The 15,632-nt window shown below is 41.3% G+C and carries 14 protein-coding genes; 2 read left to right on the forward strand and 12 right to left on the reverse strand.

The window, feature by feature from the left end; genetic code table 11:
• Positions 1–4: 4 nt before the first annotated feature.
• The 11 genes from DUL71_RS04500 to DUL71_RS04550 all read right to left on the reverse strand — a co-directional run bounded on the left by DUL71_RS04500 (position 5) and on the right by DUL71_RS04550 (position 12,279).
• Positions 5–919, reverse strand: a complete 915-nt coding sequence (locus tag DUL71_RS04500; RefSeq protein ID WP_114936924.1) for a glycosyltransferase family 2 protein — start codon at positions 917–919, stop codon at positions 5–7.
• The gene (locus tag DUL71_RS04505) at positions 912–1,802 is read right to left on the reverse strand and encodes an alpha-1,2-fucosyltransferase (protein WP_114936925.1); all 891 of its coding nucleotides are present in this window, start codon (positions 1,800–1,802) and stop codon (positions 912–914) included. The genes DUL71_RS04500 and DUL71_RS04505 overlap by 8 nt, the downstream gene beginning before the upstream one ends.
• Positions 1,799–2,491 (reverse strand): FkbM family methyltransferase, encoded by a 693-nt coding sequence (locus tag DUL71_RS04510; protein ID WP_114936926.1) that lies wholly within the window; start codon positions 2,489–2,491, stop codon positions 1,799–1,801. Before DUL71_RS04510 ends, DUL71_RS04505 begins: the two co-directional genes overlap by 4 nt.
• Before the next feature lie 28 nt (positions 2,492–2,519).
• On the reverse strand, positions 2,520–3,269 hold the full coding sequence (locus DUL71_RS04515) for an FkbM family methyltransferase (protein WP_114936927.1): 750 nt from the start codon (positions 3,267–3,269) through the stop codon (positions 2,520–2,522).
• Positions 3,262–4,557 (reverse strand): ABC transporter ATP-binding protein, encoded by a 1,296-nt coding sequence (locus DUL71_RS04520; RefSeq protein WP_114936928.1) that lies wholly within the window; start codon positions 4,555–4,557, stop codon positions 3,262–3,264. Before DUL71_RS04520 ends, DUL71_RS04515 begins: the two co-directional genes overlap by 8 nt.
• Positions 4,558–5,424, reverse strand: a complete 867-nt coding sequence (locus tag DUL71_RS04525; RefSeq protein ID WP_114936929.1) for an ABC transporter permease — start codon at positions 5,422–5,424, stop codon at positions 4,558–4,560.
• A gap of 64 nt (positions 5,425–5,488) precedes the next feature.
• Positions 5,489–6,607, reverse strand: coding sequence for a glycosyltransferase family 4 protein (locus DUL71_RS04530; RefSeq protein ID WP_114936930.1), 1,119 nt, complete (start codon positions 6,605–6,607; stop codon positions 5,489–5,491).
• Positions 6,600–8,384: an asparagine synthase (glutamine-hydrolyzing) gene (asnB, locus tag DUL71_RS04535; RefSeq protein WP_114936931.1), complete on the reverse strand. Its 1,785-nt coding sequence runs from the start codon at positions 8,382–8,384 to the stop codon at positions 6,600–6,602. Before asnB ends, DUL71_RS04530 begins: the two co-directional genes overlap by 8 nt.
• A gap of 158 nt (positions 8,385–8,542) precedes the next feature.
• Positions 8,543–9,061, reverse strand: a complete 519-nt coding sequence (locus tag DUL71_RS04540) for a UpxY family transcription antiterminator (protein WP_114936932.1) — start codon at positions 9,059–9,061, stop codon at positions 8,543–8,545.
• A 12-nt stretch (positions 9,062–9,073) separates the two neighbouring features.
• Positions 9,074–11,494 (reverse strand): GumC family protein, encoded by a 2,421-nt coding sequence (locus DUL71_RS04545; RefSeq protein WP_114936933.1) that lies wholly within the window; start codon positions 11,492–11,494, stop codon positions 9,074–9,076.
• On the reverse strand, positions 11,494–12,279 hold the full coding sequence (locus tag DUL71_RS04550) for a polysaccharide biosynthesis/export family protein (RefSeq protein ID WP_114936934.1): 786 nt from the start codon (positions 12,277–12,279) through the stop codon (positions 11,494–11,496). The genes DUL71_RS04545 and DUL71_RS04550 overlap by 1 nt, the downstream gene beginning before the upstream one ends.
• 98 nt (positions 12,280–12,377) lie before the next feature.
• On the opposite strand from DUL71_RS04550, the gene DUL71_RS04555 reads away from it, so the two are divergent.
• On the forward strand, positions 12,378–13,127 hold the full coding sequence (locus tag DUL71_RS04555) for a glycosyltransferase family 2 protein (RefSeq protein WP_114936935.1): 750 nt from the start codon (positions 12,378–12,380) through the stop codon (positions 13,125–13,127).
• On the opposite strand, the gene DUL71_RS04560 is transcribed toward DUL71_RS04555, so the two are convergent.
• Complete coding sequence (locus DUL71_RS04560; RefSeq protein WP_114936936.1) at positions 13,128–13,751, reverse strand: class I SAM-dependent methyltransferase; 624 nt, start codon at positions 13,749–13,751, stop codon at positions 13,128–13,130.
• A 722-nt stretch (positions 13,752–14,473) separates the two neighbouring features.
• Here DUL71_RS04560 and DUL71_RS04565 point away from each other — a divergent pair.
• Positions 14,474–15,574: an MraY family glycosyltransferase gene (locus DUL71_RS04565; protein WP_114936937.1), complete on the forward strand. Its 1,101-nt coding sequence runs from the start codon at positions 14,474–14,476 to the stop codon at positions 15,572–15,574.
• Positions 15,575–15,632 lie beyond the last annotated feature (58 nt).

Genomic DNA, 15,632 nt, shown 5'->3' on the forward strand with positions numbered 1-15,632 from the left:
GGTATTAATAGGTCCTGACAACTATTTTTCTTAACTGATCAACCGGCATCAGCAGGCTTAGTGTATAAAACAAAACAGCTAAAGGCAAGTTAAAAACATCTTTGATCAGGGTTCTGAAATTTTGGGAAGTACGCTGATGCCCGTAATAAAGCCAGTGTTTAAGTTTTTGCCTGATGATCAATTGTACATCCTGCCAATATTCCGGGTTTTCTTTGCCGAAAGTTTTGATGATTTCAATAAGCTCAAGAGTTGCATGTCTGTCCCTTGCTGTTATTGACTCACTATGCACCCTGTAAAGGGATAGTTGAAGCGGAAGTGCTTTAAACACAGCACCGTTTTTCAACAGCCGCAGCCACATTTCGTAATCTTCGGCAACCACTTTATCAATAAAGCCGCCAGTGTTCAGAAATAGCTCTTTTTTTGCCAGCACCGTTAGGTTAGGAATTTGGTTGTAGTTCAAAAACGTTAGTAAGGCCGGGCGCCCTTCGTATACTGCAGACTGAACGCCCATTGTTTTTAAAGTAGAGAAATCCTCGGGCAACTCCCCTTCAAAGATGTAACAATCTGTGAAAACCAAAGAATAATCTCTTGTATTGATTTCATGTATACTAACCTCCAGCTTTTCTTTAAGCCAAAGATCATCGGCATCCAGAAAAGCAAGAAAAACGCCGGAACTGTTTGCAATAGCAAGATTTTTGGCTTTACCCTGCCTGCCGTTTTCCTGGAAAAAATACTTAACGCGCTTATCTGCAGATATGTATCGTTTTATAATCGCCGCTGTCTGGTCTGTCGAACCGTCGTCAACAATCAGTAGTTCCCAATTGGTATAAGTTTGTTGAATTACACTTTCAATGCTTGCCGCAATATATTTTTCGGCATTGTAAGCAGGCATAATTACCGAAACAAGCTGGTTACTCATTGCTTATGATATGCCAGTTTGCCGGGATAAAGTCATGAATATTGAACTTCACATTGTTGGCATTAAACCAATTGGCCGGTGCAAAAACTTCGCCGTTGCCGGTCGAGAGCCAGGCACCCCACCAGCTAAAACTGCTGTTGGCGATGATATGATGCTTACAATAACGCATCAAAGCCATATCTTTCCAGCTGTTTTCGGACGGGTTGCCGGATACATAGCAAGTTTGGTTGCTGTCTAAGTTTAAATTTTTCATTGCCCAGTCTATGTCGTCGGAGAAGACAAAAAGGGTTAGATCGGCTTGTTTTGCATTTAAAAGGTTCAACGCTTGCTGGTAATATTGTACTTCAAGTACGCCATGAATCTTATATACTTCTGGTGACTTCAAATAATCGCCTCTGCGTATATGGATACTCACCGGGTTTGATGAAGCTTCAATCTTTTTCCTGAGATTATCATTTTCGGTGTCGAGTGCAGGGAACTCAAAATCTTTTAACAATTGATTGCGCAGCGGCCCGAAATATTTCTCCGATTGAAAGTAGCCGTCCAGGTATATGTTTACCGGATTACCATAAGCTTTTTTAAAGTTGATATATTCGTTTTCTATCTGCCGGCTTATTACGGTTTTAAAAATACGCTTGTATAACCGGTAATAAAAGCTATTGTTATTAAAGATTTTTAATTGTTTAGATGTGGCTTTAACAGCCTTTATATTTTTAAAGAGCTGCAATTCATACTTCCTCGCCGTAAAATGTGGTGAGTCTGTTTGATTTTCTTCCAGGAACCGATGGTCAATATAAACAGGGGAACCCTGTGAAAGGCCTCTGCCCGCGGCGTATTGAAACATTTGATTTCCAAGCCCTCCCTGTAATTTAACAACGATCATTTTCGTTGGCGCGCCCAAACTTTCTTGTTCACAAAAATGGTATTTATATAAGTATCGGCATATACGAAATATCCGTTATCGGTAACATAATCTATCAGCTCTTTATTTTTCTTTCCATTGCCGGATGATGAAAAAGATATGGTTTCCAGGCAAATGATTGTGGGAACGCTTTGCTGATAATTGATAGATTTTATGATCTGTTCGTCAACTCCTTCCGCGTCAATATTTAACAGGTCTGGAAATTCTCCGCCATGATAGCGGTCAATAATGTTGCCTATGGTATCAACGGGAACGTCAATGACTTCTTTTATGGTGAAAGGGCCTTCTTTGGAATAGCCTTCTGCTTCCGTTTTTGAAAAAGTATTAAGTGTAGGAGTGGAGATGATATAAAATTTAGCGCTTCCGGCCGTATCTCCTATACCAATATTCAGATTAATATCCTGTTTCCGGTGAGTAGCGAACGCTCGGAAAAGAGCGGGGTCGGGTTCTATATTTATTCCCTTACTACCAAATTGATAAAAGAGTGCGGTATTACTTAAGTAAAAAGGGTCATGAGCTCCTATATCAATATAACTGGGCTGATGAATTTGCAGTTGATCAAAAATAAATTTGATGATGAGGTCTTCACCACATTGCGAATAAGAAATTCTGGTTGGTAAAGGCGGCGTTTTCCGTTTAAAAAGAAACACGTTAGTTGATTTTATAGTTAGCGGATTGTTATCGTTTGATGAAGAATGTTAACTTCCCAATGCTTATCGTTTTAAAGTAACGGGAGTTGATATACATCAAATCTCCAACGCCATCTTTTACAGCGGTTTTAATCAGCCTGAAGTTATTCTTTACCATGAACTCATGAATATCATTTTTTAATGGCTGATCATTATACAGCGCGGTTTCGGATACTTCCAGCCATACTGCTTTAACGTGCTTGATATAATCTTTTGCTCCTGTTAAAACCTTCAGTTCTGCCCCCTGTACATCCATATGGATAAAATCAACGCTTTCAATTTGATGATCATGGAAAATAAAGTGCAAGGTGTCTGTAGGTACCTGAATAACTGTTTTAAAGTTTAGCCAGGGAAATGCGGTCAATACCTCGCCGGGGCTTAATAGCGAGCTTGATTTATTTCCGAAATCCCAGTCGGCATTTGGGTCGATACCCTCAGGGCGTCCGGACGATACATGAAAATCGCTGTACCCTCTTTGATCGGATAAAGCTATCGGAAAAAGCCGAATATTCTTTTGATCGGAGGCTTTTATATTGGCTTTGATGATCTCCTGGTTTCCGGGTAATGGCTCAAATACCCAAACTTTTGCTTTGGGAAAAAGCTTTGAATACCTTATAGAGTCCTCACCCTCACATCCGCCGATGTCAAAAATCAGAAGTTCGCCACTGGAGTTAAAAAGTTTTAATAACTCTTTCTTTATATCAGGTTCCTGATTCAGAAATGCAGCACGGTCAAACATCTTCTTGAAAAACTTTACGGTCGTTAATAATTTTTACAGACATAGGATTTAGTATCAATCCCGTACCACTGGTTGTGATGATACTTTGGTCGATTAATTCGTGCGTAATACCTGAAATAGTAATAGCTGCGGCATTATCAACATAATGAAATGTCTTCTCCTTAATTGAGAGACCTAAATTAATCGTGTATACACCCGTAGCGTACAATAGCTGATGCTCTTGAAACACAGCCTCATAATATCCTTCGTCAAGGTTTTCGGCTTTACTCCAGCTGGTTCGCAAAGTGATTTCCATTGCCGAGGTAAAACCGAGTCCCACCACAAAATCATCGATCTTTTTGGTGACTTTAAAAAATACCCGGATCTGCCAAAAAGCACCCGCGGCAATTTCATTAACAACCTTTCCGGAGGCATCTTCTACGTATATTTTATAAGCATAACCCGGAATATCGGCAATGTTTGCGGGAGTAGGGATGTCATATACCGATTTACTGAGTGTTACATTTTGCAGATAATGATTGATCATCTGATCGGCGCCACCCATATTATTGATAGCGCCGTTGTGCATCAGGATGATATTTTTACACAGCTTTTGTACGGCATTTAGGTTATGGCTTACAAATAAAACAGTTCTGCCTTCGCCTTTACTTACCTCATCAATCTTACCTAAGCATTTTTTCTGGAACTCGGCATCGCCAACCGCAAGTACTTCATCAACAATCAATATTTCAGATTCCAGGTGAGCTGCTACAGCAAAAGCCAGGCGGACATACATACCCGAAGAATATCTTTTCACCGGGGTATCAATGTATCGTTCGACACCGGAAAAGGCAACGATTTCATCAAACTTACGTTTTATTTCTGCTTTACGCATACCGAGTATCGCACCGTTCAGAAAAATGTTCTCCCGCCCGCTTAACTCGGGATGAAAACCGGTACCTACTTCCAACAGGCTGGCAATGCGGCCCTTAATTTTTACAGAACCTGTAGTGGGAGCAGTAACCCTGCTCAATATTTTCAACAAGGTGCTTTTACCGGCGCCGTTGCGGCCAATAATACCTACCGCGTCACCTTGTTCCAACTCGAAGTTTATATTTTTTAAACTCCATACTATATCACTTTCGCCTTTGGTAGTACGATCGTTGGTTTCACCTATTTTTAAAAACGGGTCTTCTTTTCCTCTGATCCTCGCCCAGTAACGTTCGAGATCGCGGGAAATGGTACCCGTGCCAAAATCGCCTAACTGGTAAGCTTTGGAGAGGTTTTCTACTTTAATTACTTTTGCCATTTATACGGTATCGACAAAGTTTTTTTCGACCCGGTTAAATATTATAGTCCCGGTCAGTAATATGATGAGGGTTGTTATTAAGCTATAACCCATTAATTGCCAGCTAAAAGCCCCTCGCCCCAAAAAGCCATATCTGAAAGTTTCAATGATTGCTGTAACCGGGTTGAATTTGATCAGCCAACTATAAGCGGGATATTTTATTTCAACAATTGATAGCGGATAGATTACTGTTGTTGTGTACATTAAAAGTGGAACGCCAAATGATACGATAAAAGCAAGATCGCGGTATTTGGTGGTTACTGCCGATATGATCATGCCAAAACCCAAACCAAGCGCCGCGATCATAACAATTAAAAGGGGAAGCATCATCAGGATTGCATTAGGGTTTATGTCCGAACCTTTTGACCAGTAAAAAACATAAAGGATAAGAAATAAAATAAACTGTACCCCAAATTTTATCAAGTTTGATAAAACCACACTCAGAGGCATAATCAGGCGGGGAAAATATACTTTTCCAAGCAGCCCGGCACTATCCCTGAAAACCGTCGATGTTTTAGTAAGACATTCTGAAAAATAATTCCAGACAATGGTGCCTGCAAGATAAAATAGTGGTTTCGGAAGGCCATCAACAGGGATACCTGCCAGGTTGCCAAACACCAAAGTATAAAAAAGGATAGTAATAACCGGCTGCACAAAAAACCAGATTGGGCCCAATATGGTCTGCTTATAAAACGAAACAAAATCGCGTCGTACAAACAATAAAAGCAGGTCGCGGTAATGCCATAAATCTTTAAGGTTTAAATCAAAAATGCTGCTTTTGGCAGTTATTTCAATATCCCAATCGTTATCGTTGGTTAAGGTATTCATGCGTATAATGGTTCCTGTAGTTTACTAATCCAGTTAGCTTCTTTAAGGTAATCAGCTAATTTACTCATTCTTTAAGTAACGTTTTTATTTTTAGTCGGTAATCCCGCTCATTGAAATGCATGAAGCATTGTTCCTGCAGTTCTTTACGTTTCGATATCGTTAAGGGAGTTTTTAAATGGTCTGCTATGCACTTAATCAACTCGTCAGGGTCATCTACGCTGATGGCGCTGCCCAACTCTCCGTTTCTGATCGCATCAAGGCTGCCGTCGGCATTACCGCAAATAACCGGTAAACCGCAAGCCAGGGCTTCTATGAAAACAATGCCGAAACCCTCTTTTCTGCTGGGTAATACAAAAAGGTCGGCCATTAAAAAATGATCAGTCAGTTCATCTTCCTCAATAAAGCCTGTAAGTATTACATGATCTGCTACTTCCAGCTCAGCGATCAGGTCATTGATCCTCGACTCTTCCTGTTCATCATATTTTCCTGAAAGTACATATTTTATATCCGGGAACTGATTTTTTAAAACGCTTATAGCTTGTATAACAAGCTCATATCCCTTGTATTTTTCTGTAGACGCCAGCCGCGTAAGCGTAAATATAATGGGTGAATCTGCTTTTAGATTGTAACGGGACATCAGATAGGCTGGTTTGCGGCTGATAAAGGGCAGTTTCATAAAAGGATCAACCGCGTTGTTGAGCACCCTGCAAACCCCCTGGTTTACCTTGTGCCGTTCTATCATTTGATGCATCGTAAAATTGCTCACACAAATTACTTTATCACATTTCCGGAGCAGGTATTTTTTTAGTGGCGAGAGTTCGCGCCATACTTCTATGCCATGAGCAATTAACCACACCTTGCAGCCCGGACGGGCCCATTTGATTAGCAGGCCGATAATGGAAAGATTAATGTGACTGAGTATGATAAGATCAGGTTTAACATACCCACCTACCGCTTTTAATACAAAATTAACGCGATTGGCGCCAAAACCTTTGAAACTACCTGGAGGAAGGTATTGCTCCATCAGGTCTTCCTGTTTGTCATAAGCCGACCAAAGTTCAAAATTCCATTTAAAACTCTGGGCCAGTTTGTGTAGGGAGAGGCCAAGCGTGCGGGTCATTTTCTGGATGCCGCCGGTGGTACTAAATGTTTGCAGGGTGAAAAGGATCACTTTTTTAGACATGGGGTTGTATCTGATAAAGTGCAAAGGCTTTTGACCAGTGGATCTGGCCTTTTTTAAATTTCTGAATATTGTATTGTGCTAACTTCCCCCTATAATTGTTGGGGCTGTTGATGCGAGGATTCTCACGCATCCACATTTGAAGCGGGAATGAAAAACCCATCTTGGGCCGGTTCCAAACCGAAGCAGGTAATATGTCGAAGCTTTCAATAAGCAGTTGTTTAGGTTGCTGACGATTGAAGCGAATGTCGGATGCGATACTTTGTACTGTAGCAGTGAAATCTTCATCCAAAAATGGTACCCGTACCTCCAGGCCATGGCTCATGCTCATTACATCGGTATCCCGAAGCAGTTGATTTTGCATGTAAAGATTTGTTTCAAACCATGAAGCCTGTTCAGGGCTGTACCGGGCAGAATCCGGCACCCTATTACTGTCAAAAAGTACAGTTCTAACTTGCGTAGTATCAGTGTCAAGTATCCTGCTGATATCGCCGGGGGAGAACAAGCCACGAAGTAAAAGGTAATCGGCAATCGGGCTTTTATCAACCAGGAAAGTAAGTTTTTTATAGGCATCGGGTAACAGCCCATGTACAGAAGAGAATAGAAATGGCGGAATATTGCGCAAATAACCCAGGTATCTGATGCGGTTAAAAGACGGGTAACCTCCAAAATACTCATCTGCTCCAATACCTGATAATACGGCCTTTAAACCATTGTCATGAGCGTATTTACTGATAAACCAGCTATTGATACCATCTGTGGTTGGCATATCCATAGCTTCCATGATATGCCCGAAGTGGTTTTCAAAATCCTCCTGCTTAACCAGGTGCGAAAAATTCTCTCCCCTGGTTTTGTTTAAGATAACCTTTTGATAAGCCTGTTCGTCGTACTGTTTTTCGTCAAAGAAAATGGATATGGTTTTCAGTTGCCGTCCTTTTTCTTCATCGGCCAACAAGGTTAGCAGGCTTGAGTCGATCCCGCCGCTTAAAAAAACGCCCAGCGGCGCGTCTGCAATCATTTGCCGTTTTACGGCTTTTGTCAAAGCCTGCTTAATAATCTCTCGCGCCTCGTTGATATCGCTTATCCTGATCTTGTTTCCCTGTTGTTGATATGGACAAATTTTATAGGTGCAAAGAGAATGATCCCAGCGCAAATAATGTCCTTTGGGTAAGCTGTATACCTGCTGGAGTGTAGTATAAGGCTCAGGGATGTGGCCAAAGGCTAAAAACCTGATGGGCCAGTTTGGGTCCTGCTGAGTGGCGATATCGGCTGCGGTAAGTGCATTAATTTCTGAGGCAAAGCTTAAGCTATTATTCTGCGCGGTATAGTAAACCGGTTTAATACCGGCAGTGTCTCGCACAAGATAAGTAAGCCGTCGGGCAGTATCAAACAGGGCAAACGCGAACATCCCCCTAAATTTTCCGAAGGCTTCGACACCCCATTTCAGGTAAGCCTGCAATATCACTTCGGTATCTGTAGCCGACTTAAATGTGATGCCAAGTCCGGTGAGCTCTCCTCGCAACTCCAGGTAATTATAGATCTCGCCGTTGAACGTTATTAAGGTCCTGCCGTGGGTATCTGTCATTGGCTGATGGCCGCCACTGCTCAGATCGATGATCGAGAGCCTGCGGTGCCCGAATGCCAGATGCTCTTGTTGATCATAATACACCCCTTCGTCGTCCGGTCCGCCGTGCTGAAGTGTACGGCACATGACTTTTACCTTTTCAAGTAGAACCTCGGGCTGTACCTTGTTATTAATTATACCCGCTATCCGGCACATTTTGCTTGCTGTTTGTACATGGCTTCGCCGCGTAAGTCACAATGTTTTATTGTAACTTATTAATAGTCATTTGTTTGCGCATTAATGAAAATAATGCGTATGGTTGATCTCCGGTAACAAAAATAACCGGATTTTTAGTTAAAAATAATTCCTTAAGATTAAATGCGTTGGATGTAAGAAGCCAGGGTGTGAACAATGATGGACTGTCCTATGCTTTCTAACCGCAGGACAAATTGTTTTTGCGATCTGTGCGATATAATTTCTCCCGTCATTCCTTTTAGTGCACCTGCTTTCACCTTGATTTTCTCTCCGGGTTGTAAATTTTCTTCAGTTACTTCCAATTCATATGGGCCAGCCATTAATAACTTTAATTCGGTTATCTGACTGGTTGGCATTGTTGCGGGTTTGCCGCTGAAATACAGGAAACGGGAAATTCCTTTGGTCATTAACACATCGCCTTGTTCATGAGGTGCAATGTTAACAAACAGGTATGACTTAATGAGGGGTTCTTCCACCCATTTTTTTCGGTCGCTCCACTGTTTCAATTGCCGGTGTAAGGGCAGGTACACTTCAATTTTTTTACCCGCAAGTGCCTCGCATGCTTTTTTTTCGGCGCGTGGATGCGTATAAACAGGATACCATCTTTTACTTGTCCCACCTGCTTTCAAATCCATCATTATTCAGCAAATTTATTTGAACCATCGTCTCACATCCCACCATTTAGTCTTTTTATCATCCAGGTAATATCCTGATCCTTCATAGCCGTCATAGGTCGAATAGTAATAGTATCTTGAACCTGCGCTTTCACCGGTAAATTTGGTGGTATAATAACGGGCGTGAAGCAGGTCTTCTTCAAAAGCGTTGAGAACAATAACCGTGTTGTCCAGGTGGTATTCATTCGCTAAACGTTGCGGAATGGTGGCCGCGTAGAATTTTGATCTGCCCGACCGGATCACAAAAATGTTGATGTCACTTAACCTGATTAGAGGGACAGCATCTGATACAAGGCCTATAGGCGCAGTATCAATCATGATCACATCATATCTTTGTTTTAATTCGTTAATCAAGGCCTTCATCCGTTCGCTGTGCAACAACTCGGATGGATTGGGAGGAACCGGGCCAGAAACGATAATATCGAAATTTGCCTCTTCCGAGTGAACAATAATGTCGTCGATATTGCTTTGATGGGCAAGATAATTACTTAAGCCAATGTCATTTGATAAATGGAAGGTTTTGTGGAGTCTGGAACGTCTTAAGTCTGCACCCACAAGGATTACTTTTTTATCGATAAGCGAAAGCGTACTTGATAAATTGACAGCCACAAATGATTTTCCCTCGCCTGCAACTTCCGAAGTAACGCAGATAATTTTGCTTGCTTTTTCAGATGCCAGAAAACTTAAATTGGTTCGCACCGAGCGTACTGATTCTGCAAATATGGATCGGGGTTTACTCAGCGCCAGAATTTCACGGCTGTTTTCATCTACAATGTCAGGGTATTTTCTGATAATACCGAGAATGGGGATGGAAGTCAGGCTCTCAATGGTTTCCTTATCATAAATATAAGGGTTAAGAATCCGGATCAGGACAATAAGACCGAGACCAATGGCCAAACCAAAAATAATTGCTGTGCGGTGAATATCGTGCTCATTAGGTGAAACAGGGCTAAAATTAGGCTGGGCATTTTCAATTACCGTAGCTCCGGGCAAAATTCCCGCCCTGCTGATCTGGGCTTCCAGTTTCTTTTCAGATAAAAAAGAATATACCTTGTCATTAATGTCAAAATCACGTTGCAGGCTAACCATATCCCGTTGAGCAGCAGGTAAAGCCTGGATGGTTTGGTTGATTTGTGCCAGTTGTGAATCTAAGTAAGCAATGTTTTTTTCAATATTTGTACGAATACCTTTAATACTATTTAACAGGTTAAGCTTGGTTTGCAGAATTTGCTGGTTAATGTCAAGGATCGGCTGCGAATTTGATGTAAACGTCTTCAACACAGTCGCTCTTTCAGCAAGTATTGCGTCCAGCTTACTAATCAGCGCTTCTATTGCCGGGAAAGCAGCCCCGCCCGTGCTGAAATTCAGGGTAACGTTCTCTTTGTTATTGGTGATCTGGTCTTTTAATTGGTCTAAAGCGATGATCTGAATTTTCAACAATGATCGGTTGGTCTCGATTTCGGCACCTTTTGCGCCGGCGGAGGTTGAAGTTGTAGTTACGTCAAGTATTTTGGTTTTGTTTTTATACTTTTCTATTGAGCTTTCTGAACCTTTTACTTCATTCAACAGGAAAGACAGCTGTGTATCTATAAAATCTATCATCTGCGAGGCAGATTGCGCTTTCTGGTTCCTGTCAAAAATAACATACTCCTTCATGATGTTATTGAGTATATCAGCAGCGAAAACAGGATTTGAGTCAGTTTCCTGTAGAGAAATGATATTGGTATTTCTACCGGTTTCCCCAGCCCTGAAGCCGCTCTGAACGCGGCCGATATAGTCTTCCGGGATATTAAACTTAAACAGGAGGATGGTGTTATTTCCCATTTCGCCCGGAGATTTAATATTGAAACTTGTATTACCTATGGTTACCGGGCTGTTGTAAGCGTAATTGTTGGCTATCTCCTTTTCCCCGGCCTTATAGCTTAGCGAAAATTTATGTTTATCAATGGGTTTGTAGGTGATCAGATCATGGAAGAAATTCAGGCTGTCAAATTTGATGAACTGGATGTTCAAAGGCTTGGAAGGATATGTTTCGCTTGTACGTACCCGGCCCGAAATAAAAAAGCTCACCCTGTAGTCAATATCTTTGATAGCACTCAGCATCACGCCGCGGCTTTGTAATACAGATATTATACTTTGAATTTTTGACGGCCCGCGGTCGGGTACAGCCATTACCGTTATCAGGTCAGATACTTCCGACTTTTTCTCTTCAACCCGCAAAGTGCCTGATGTGGCATACGTTTTAGGTGTATACCAGAGGTAGGAGTAGGATATAATTAAGGCAATGCCAACCGAGGCCGCAATCCAATACCATCGGCTCAGCAATATTTTCGCTATCTTGAAATAATCTAACTCCTGTGTAGGAAGCTTTCTCTGTACTTTTTCTGTTTCTTCCATTAGCGGCGTGAAAGCGATAAAATTACCAGGGCGGTGTTAAGCAAAAGCAATATCGGCTGTGTTAGCGTTGATAGGTTTTGCAGTTTGTCACTACGAATAGCCCGTTTGTTTTGAGACGCGTAAATAATATCCCCACTTTGTAAAATAGCCCGGGGATCATTGATTGATTGAATGTCCCTCAGGTTGATATATGTTACCTGTGGATTTAGTTGATCTCCACGGATAATTTTGATATTAGTTTCATTAGCCCTGTCAGACAGTCCACCCGCTTCGCCAATCATCTCAACAAGTGTAGTTCTGTCTTTGAGCAATGGGAAATTTCCTTGTCCCTTAAATTCTCCTAATAGCGTCACTTTCAGATTTGTAATCTTTAACTCAATAATGGGGTCTTTAAGAAGCTTTTTACGATAAAGGTCTTCAATAAGTTTAGCTGCCTGGCTACGGGTTAGCCCAGCAACGGCAACGTGACCTACAACCGGCAGTGCCACAGTACCATCCTCTTCAACCTGATATGTCTGGCCGGCCCCGGCGCCTCCGCTGCTATTAGCTTGTGAATTGCCAGAAGGCGATTCGTCAACAACGTATTTGATGTTTTGCAGATTCCGGATCTGAAGAATATCCTGCGACTTGATGCGATAACTGCTGAGGTCCCCTGTACTTTTAGACGATGCTGTATCAGTAACTGGCGTTTTCTGCTCAAAAAGTACCTGGTATTGTTTTCCGGCACATGAGGTTAGAACAAGTAAGATAAAAGAACAGGAATAAATATATATCGATCTACGCATATTGGCGGTATCTATGCTGAATATTTTTATAATTGTGTAATATTTCAAAAATACACATTTTGTGTGTTACCGATGCGTGTTTTTCCAATTTTTAGAATTTGAAGGTTTCATTAATCACTGTTGTTTATAACGCCGCGAACACATTACCCCGGTGCATCGACTCGGTTATCAGCCAAAACCACCCTGATATTGAGTACATCATTATCGATGGCGGTTCGACAGATGGCACCCTTCAGATCGTTGATCGATACCGCGATTTTGTAAGTGTTATTATCTCCGAACCGGATAAAGGCATATATGATGCCATGAATAAAGGGATCACGCGCGCAACCGGTGATATTGTTGGTACGCTTAATGCAGATGACGCACTGGCAGACAATGATGTACTTGCCGCTGTGGCCCGTTCATTTGAATTGAAAAAGGCAGATGTTGTTTACGGAAACCTAAATGTTATAGGTTCGCAGGGCAATATAATCCGCAGGTGGATATCAAAACAGTGTGTAAGAAATTCCTTTAATTGGGGTTTTATGCCCCCGCACCCAACATTTTATTGCAAGAGGGAATTATTTGAAAAATTCGGTTTTTACAGCCTCGAACTCGGTTCGGCAGCAGATTATGAACTGATGCTTAGATTTATGTATAAGCACGAGGTTAATGGTTATTTTTTAAATAAAGTACTGGTTAATATGCTTGCGGGCGGCGTTAGCAACAGTAGCCTTAAAAACAGAATTAAAGCCTGGAAATCTGATTTGAAAGCTATGCGCCATAATCATATAAAAATACCGGTGCTGGCAGTTGTTTTAAAACCGCTGCGTAAGTTGCACCAATTTTTAAAACTCAAAGCATAGTTACTTGAGTTTGGCCTTAATGATCATGCTCATCCAGAAATAAGGTATCCTCCCGCTTCCCCTGAATGCTGTTACTTCGAAACCATGCTCATTTAAAATTTGAGTAAGCGTTTTAACCGACCAGAATTTGATATGCCCCCCCTGCCACAATGGACTGATATGGTTATCCCATTTATTAAAAATGCTCAGGAGCAGGTTTTTTAAATAACCATGATAGGGGGTTGAAATGATCAGTTCGCCTTTAGTTGGAGTTAATATATCGCGGCAGAGCGCTACGAAAGCATGAGGGTCGTAAAGATGTTCAATTACCTCTGTTGATATGATGGTGTCGAATTTTATGGCTTCGAGTTGTTTAGGTAAACCGGGCATCGAAAGATCTTGCACGAAAAACCTGCCCGGACTTATCTTGTCTGCTATCTCAATACCTTGTTCAGATGCGTCGGTCCCGTAAGCATTAAATCCGTGTTTAAGCAGGTAATTTACCAGAAAACCATTGCCGCAACCAAGATCAAGGATAGTAGTATTTTGATCTTGATTTAATAATGATGTTAACGGCTTTTCAAGATAGTTGAAAGCGTGGCAGGGATCGTCGTTAGGATAACCATAATCCTGGTATGAGCTCATGTGCTTATGATCTGTGGGTATAAGTTAGTAGATAGTTTGTATAATAATATTATTATTGACACGATCGGCAGTTCACGTATAGGTTCTCGCAATCTCAACCAGTTAATTGTCTGACAATGCAAGTATACCAATACACGGGCTCTTAATTGTCAAATCGTCAAAGTTTTCATCACGCGGCGGCGAAATAAACAATAAGCAGACCAGATTATCTAATATACCAGTTTCTTTCATCACTATGAAACCTCCAATAGTCTTACACGAATTTGTTTAGTTTCCTCTTTGACTAAATCTTTGCGGGCTTTTCAATATTTAATTCATAGCAGAATATCAGTATTTTAAATATTGGACAATATATTAGAAATAGGCATTAGTCAACGTTCCCTGTTTATCCCGTTGTACGCTACATACATCGTGTGCCCCGTAAATAAAATGGAAATTAGGGGCGCTGTTTTCAGGAGTTGGAGTAGTATGGGTGTGGAAATAATTCCTTTATCTGAGGATTATGTGCCCATTCGGGATTTTATGAAAAATGCGATTGATTAAAAAAGAGCCGATATTGCTTTGAATATGCCTAAACTTATGTTTATAAAATCGTGGTAAGGTTTGTGCAGACGTTTCACTTAAGCGGTTTTACCAAGATAAAGAGATAATGATTGTGTGAGGGAAATAGTAGTTGTATGTATCTGGTTAAAATTGACTTGTCACCCTGATTTTTACAAACTATGCTTGAAATTTTACGATCTCAACATTTAGTATTTTATACCCTCATTTTTCTGGTTTCGGCCACAATTACGTGGTTATGTATTCCTTCAATTTTGCATGTGGCGCGTGCCCGGCATTTGTATGATGACATAGGCCATTTTCGAAAAGAGCATGATCACGGGATACCTCGTTTAGGCGGTGTAGCCATTTTTGTAAGTTTCAATATAACAGCCCTTCTGTTCGGTATACTTGACAAGTCGCTTCCGGTAAGTTACATGCTCACTGCCTGTATTATTTTATTTGCAATGGGGCTCAAAGACGATTTGTCCGGCGTAAATTCAAGTACAAAATTTGTTATACAGGCAATTGTAGCGCTGATTCTCGTTGTCCCGGCCGATATTCGTATATCCAGCATGTACGGCATTTTTGGCATATATAATTTGCCTTATATGCCAAGTGTTTTAATGTCTGTTTTGCTGATTATGCTCATTGTTAATTCCTTTAATCTGATTGATGGTATTAACGGGCTGGCGGCCTCAACCGGAATCATCGTGAACTGTACCTTTGCTTTTCTGTTTTTTTATATCAGGCAGTATGAACTTGCAGCTATAGGTTTGGCTATGGCCGGTGCAATTCTTGGCTTTCTTCGTTTTAACTTATCGCCGGCAAGGATTTTTATGGGCGATACCGGAGCCTTGTTGATTGGATTGGTATCGTCTGTTATGGCATTGAAATTTATAACACTTAGCATGAGTGGCGGAGGTGCACCCGATCTGATGTTCTATAGCCCTGCGCTGACCGTAGCAATATTAGCAGGCCCTGTTTTTGATACGCTGCGCGTTTTTACCATCCGGTTATCGAAGGGGAAATCTCCGTTTGATGCCGACCGGAATCACATTCATCATCGCATATTACGACTTGGACTTAACCATGTTCAGGCAACTTTATGCCTTTCGGTAATGAGTTTGCTTTCTATCAGTAGTGTCTTTTTGTTTAGTAAGCTGGGGAATTCCTGGCTTATCGGACTTATCTTTTTTATCTCCTTAACAGCCAATTTCCTGATTACGATTATGCTTCGCGCAAAAAGGCGCAGAGAAGCCGCTTTGGCTATAGCCAATTAAAGAAGATCCAAGTTGTTTTTTTAAGCGCTTTTTTGTGTTATATATACCTTGCGGAATT

The organism is Mucilaginibacter endophyticus (assembly GCF_003351025.1).
Taxonomy (GTDB): domain Bacteria; phylum Bacteroidota; class Bacteroidia; order Sphingobacteriales; family Sphingobacteriaceae; genus Mucilaginibacter; species Mucilaginibacter endophyticus.

Coding starts and splice junctions, on each gene's coding strand:
- DUL71_RS04500 (WP_114936924.1), bottom strand. CDS start 919: ATGAGTAACCAGCTTGTTTCGGTAATTATGCCTGCTTACAATGCCGAA.
- DUL71_RS04505 (WP_114936925.1), bottom strand. CDS start 1,802: ATGATCGTTGTTAAATTACAGGGAGGGCTTGGAAATCAAATGTTTCAA.
- DUL71_RS04515 (WP_114936927.1), bottom strand. CDS start 3,269: ATGTTTGACCGTGCTGCATTTCTGAATCAGGAACCTGATATAAAGAAA.
- DUL71_RS04520 (WP_114936928.1), bottom strand. CDS start 4,557: ATGGCAAAAGTAATTAAAGTAGAAAACCTCTCCAAAGCTTACCAGTTA.
- DUL71_RS04525 (WP_114936929.1), bottom strand. CDS start 5,424: ATGAATACCTTAACCAACGATAACGATTGGGATATTGAAATAACTGCC.
- DUL71_RS04530 (WP_114936930.1), bottom strand. CDS start 6,607: ATGTCTAAAAAAGTGATCCTTTTCACCCTGCAAACATTTAGTACCACC.
- asnB (WP_114936931.1), bottom strand. CDS start 8,384: ATGTGCCGGATAGCGGGTATAATTAATAACAAGGTACAGCCCGAGGTT.
- DUL71_RS04540 (WP_114936932.1), bottom strand. CDS start 9,061: ATGATGGATTTGAAAGCAGGTGGGACAAGTAAAAGATGGTATCCTGTT.
- DUL71_RS04545 (WP_114936933.1), bottom strand. CDS start 11,494: ATGGAAGAAACAGAAAAAGTACAGAGAAAGCTTCCTACACAGGAGTTA.
- DUL71_RS04550 (WP_114936934.1), bottom strand. CDS start 12,279: ATGCGTAGATCGATATATATTTATTCCTGTTCTTTTATCTTACTTGTT.
- DUL71_RS04560 (WP_114936936.1), bottom strand. CDS start 13,751: ATGAGCTCATACCAGGATTATGGTTATCCTAACGACGATCCCTGCCAC.
- DUL71_RS04565 (WP_114936937.1), top strand. CDS start 14,474: ATGCTTGAAATTTTACGATCTCAACATTTAGTATTTTATACCCTCATT.